The organism is Microcystis sp. M53603_WE2 (assembly GCF_030065435.1).
Genome location: NZ_JASJFF010000302.1, coordinates 1 through 2,889 on the forward strand (window position 1 = coordinate 1; position 2,889 = coordinate 2,889).

6 protein-coding genes are annotated in these 2,889 nt (G+C 39.2%); 2 read left to right on the forward strand and 4 right to left on the reverse strand.

What is annotated here, in order from left to right; all coding sequences use genetic code 11:
* Window positions 1-229: 229 nt before the first annotated feature.
* From PX481_RS06515 to PX481_RS06530, 4 genes are all read right to left on the reverse strand, one after another.
* Window positions 230-610: a type II toxin-antitoxin system VapC family toxin gene (locus PX481_RS06515; protein ID WP_002762876.1), complete on the reverse strand. Its 381-nt coding sequence runs from the start codon at window positions 608-610 to the stop codon at window positions 230-232.
* Window positions 610-852: a hypothetical protein gene (locus PX481_RS06520; RefSeq protein ID WP_002762874.1), complete on the reverse strand. Its 243-nt coding sequence runs from the start codon at window positions 850-852 to the stop codon at window positions 610-612. The genes PX481_RS06515 and PX481_RS06520 overlap by 1 nt, the downstream gene beginning before the upstream one ends.
* Before the next feature lie 82 nt (window positions 853-934).
* A complete protein-coding gene (locus tag PX481_RS06525) occupies window positions 935-1,234 on the reverse strand; it encodes a type II toxin-antitoxin system RelE/ParE family toxin (protein WP_002762872.1) in 300 nt (99 codons plus the stop codon).
* Between the two features lie 6 nt (window positions 1,235-1,240).
* The gene (locus PX481_RS06530) at window positions 1,241-1,498 is read right to left on the reverse strand and encodes a ribbon-helix-helix domain-containing protein (RefSeq protein WP_043999440.1); all 258 of its coding nucleotides are present in this window, start codon (window positions 1,496-1,498) and stop codon (window positions 1,241-1,243) included.
* Window positions 1,499-1,924: 426 nt separating this feature from the next.
* Between PX481_RS06530 and PX481_RS06535 the strand changes: the two genes are divergently transcribed.
* Both PX481_RS06535 and PX481_RS06540 read left to right on the forward strand, forming a co-directional pair.
* Complete coding sequence (locus PX481_RS06535; protein WP_002762869.1) at window positions 1,925-2,440, forward strand: hypothetical protein; 516 nt, start codon at window positions 1,925-1,927, stop codon at window positions 2,438-2,440.
* Window positions 2,441-2,510: 70 nt separating this feature from the next.
* A complete protein-coding gene (locus tag PX481_RS06540) occupies window positions 2,511-2,765 on the forward strand; it encodes a hypothetical protein (RefSeq protein ID WP_288027367.1) in 255 nt (84 codons plus the stop codon).
* Window positions 2,766-2,889: the final 124 nt, after the last annotated feature.

Sequence of the window (2,889 nt, forward strand, 5' to 3'; positions counted from 1 at the left end):
AAGAGCGAGCTTTAGGAAAATTGTCTGAGCAATTTTTTGATAATTGACCACTGTTACATTTGGTAAATCGAGGAGTTGATCAAAATTTATCCACATAACCCACCTCCTGTCCTGTATTATTATTATACCATCCTCACACAGAACCTAGAAGAGCCAAGAGCGCACTTCCCATATTTCCCAAAACGCCATTACTCCGTTCTATATCCTAAAAAGCGATCGCTCTCCAGCATCAAAATGATCTGGTCATGGTGAGTATTTCATAAATTCCCATTTGTTTCATCACAATCATTGAGACACAATCAGTCAGGCTATAGCCTTTGTCTAGACGGTTGGCATAAAGTTCTACACCTGATTGAATTAAATAAGAATCAAGGCTAATAATTTGCAGATTTGGAGAGGTTTGGATTTGGCGATAGAAATTGACGACACCTTGTTTCATGGGTTGATCAAATTTAGCAAAAAAGTTAAGATATTCCACCAAGACTAAATCGGTTGTAATTAAAGAATAATCTTGAATTAACCTACTAAAAGCTCGCACTTGTCTATGCCATTGATCTTTAGCATGAATCAAGGCAACCCAATAAAATGTGTCGGCGAAGAGGGTCGGCATTATTTTTGAGGAGAATTGCCATAAAGATAGTAATCCAAGTTGGCCGCCGCATCGGTGGGGATCTGGTCAAAGGATTCTTCGGGAATGGTGGCAATTATTTCATCGGCGATTTCCCAAATTGGTTTGTTATTTTGCGGTGAAGGGGCGGGAGTTTTATGGGAGAGTATCAATTCTAAGCAGGATTGGATTAGAGATTCGGGAGCTTGTTCGATTTCCTGGAGGAGTTGTTCTTTGGCTGTCATGGCTGCTTTGGGATGGGGGGATACTCGACATTGTAGCGATCTCTATTATAAACAGTTGAAAAAAAGTAATTGCCTTGATTTTTTAGGGGTTTTCAAAGAAAAAAGCTTCTAAATCTCGCTCTCCTTTGATAAAACGCATGATTTCTAGCCCTTGCTCAGTTAAGCGATAGAAAATAATGTAGTTTTTCATCGGTAAGCCACGCAAATAGGGACGAATCTCTCGATAACTGCGCCCCATTAGCGGAAATTGGCTAAGATAACGACATTTTTTGCTAAACTCCTCCAAAAATTTCTCACCCGCACTAATGTTAGTATTAGCCAAATAATCAAGAATTTGTTCCATATCTCGAAGGGCTTCAGTCGAAATTATGTATTGATTCATGAATATTTAAGCTTCACAGTTTTTTGGAAGTCTTGCTTTAAGTTGAGCGATTGCGGTTTCTCCGTCAATTCCTTCGCCTTGATCTAATTGTTCGGCGGCAATATCAATTTTTTGGCCAACTTCTTCTGCCCATTGTTGATATTGATCGCGTTTGCTGAGTAATTGTAAGGCTTCGGCAATGATTTCATCTGGATTGGCATAACGCCCTGTATCTAGTTTGGCTTCGATCAGCTTTTGGTGTTCGGGTTTTAGGGTTAATTTCATGGTTGTTAAGGCTTGGCTTTTTTTCATTATAGGTTCGTCGCTGTGGGATCGTCCCAAGTTTGCTCAGGCAAGATGCGCTACTCATTTTTACTGTGGGGTAAGCTCTCTAGCCTGTCCAGATGACAAAAGTGGGATATTTCCATCTCGGTTTTTGTGGTCTTGGGTATGAAGCAAAAATTTGGGGAGTCGGAGTGGGGGGAGATTGTCAGGATATTTTGACAATGCTTGCGCTTAAGTTGGTAAAGTTGGGGATTTTTCCCAAGTTAAGGATTTTTGCGGGAGGGTTGAGGGGCTGAAAGTTAGGCGGGGTAAGGGATTGGGTGGATTTTACTGACTTTTTCCTTAAGTTCCTAAACTTCGGTTGTGTTGGAAAGGACAAGTGATTACAGTAGAAAAGTTGTTACTGCTACTTCTAAGAAAAAGAAAATGCCTGAAATTTCTATATCGAACGATCTGTCCGATGGTCGAGGCGTTGGACTTGCTCCAGATCAAATCCTTAATGCGGTTCGATTTCAGCTTTTGGAGGAAAGAAAAAGCGGAAAACCTAACAAGGCCGAACTTAATGATAAGATTTCAGCTAAAGAAGGCGAAATAGAGGAAAATAAGTCCAAAATTGATAAAGCTAAAGAACAAGCCAAGAATCGAAAACGAGAAATTGACCACTGGAAGCAGTGGTTTCACTCGTTACCTGGAACTGATAGAACAGAAGAACAAGCAAAGTTAGATATTGAGATTAATTGGCGTGGTAAAGAAATTAACGCTTGGCAGGAGGAGATTGGGAATTTAGAAACTAAAAAGTGGGCTATTAGACATGAGTTAGAAGCGTTAAAACAGCAATTACTCGCCTTGGAGGATGGGGTATATGATCGCCCGATTGAGGAAGATCCCCGTTTAATTCATGCGATAGCTGCTTTTGAAGAGGCAATGGCAACTCCCAAGTAGAGTCACTCAGTAAATTAGCTGTAAATTTGGAATTACGCTGGATATTTTAACTTAGTTTTGAGATGCAATTATGACTATTGAAAACCTTGAAAAAACACTGCAAGGAAATATTGCGAATGGCAATTTATTGCTAAAAAATACTACAATTAAATCTGAAAATGTTCAGTTTTTATTCAAAGAATTCTTATCTGATGAGCCACTAAACATAAAAACGATAGAATTAATAACTGAAACTGAAAATATTATTGTGAGCGGGAAAACTTCGCTATTTTCCATTCCAGATCTTGAGGTTGAAGCTACATTTTACTGGTTCTTCGTTACTTAGTATGGTTCGATAGGGGGGCATAAATCGACTAAATCCTTATCTGGCAAGAGACTTAATTGATTAGTTCGCTCTAGAGCAAAAATAATTGACAAAAATCGCCAAATGCCTTTCTATATAAGGGTTC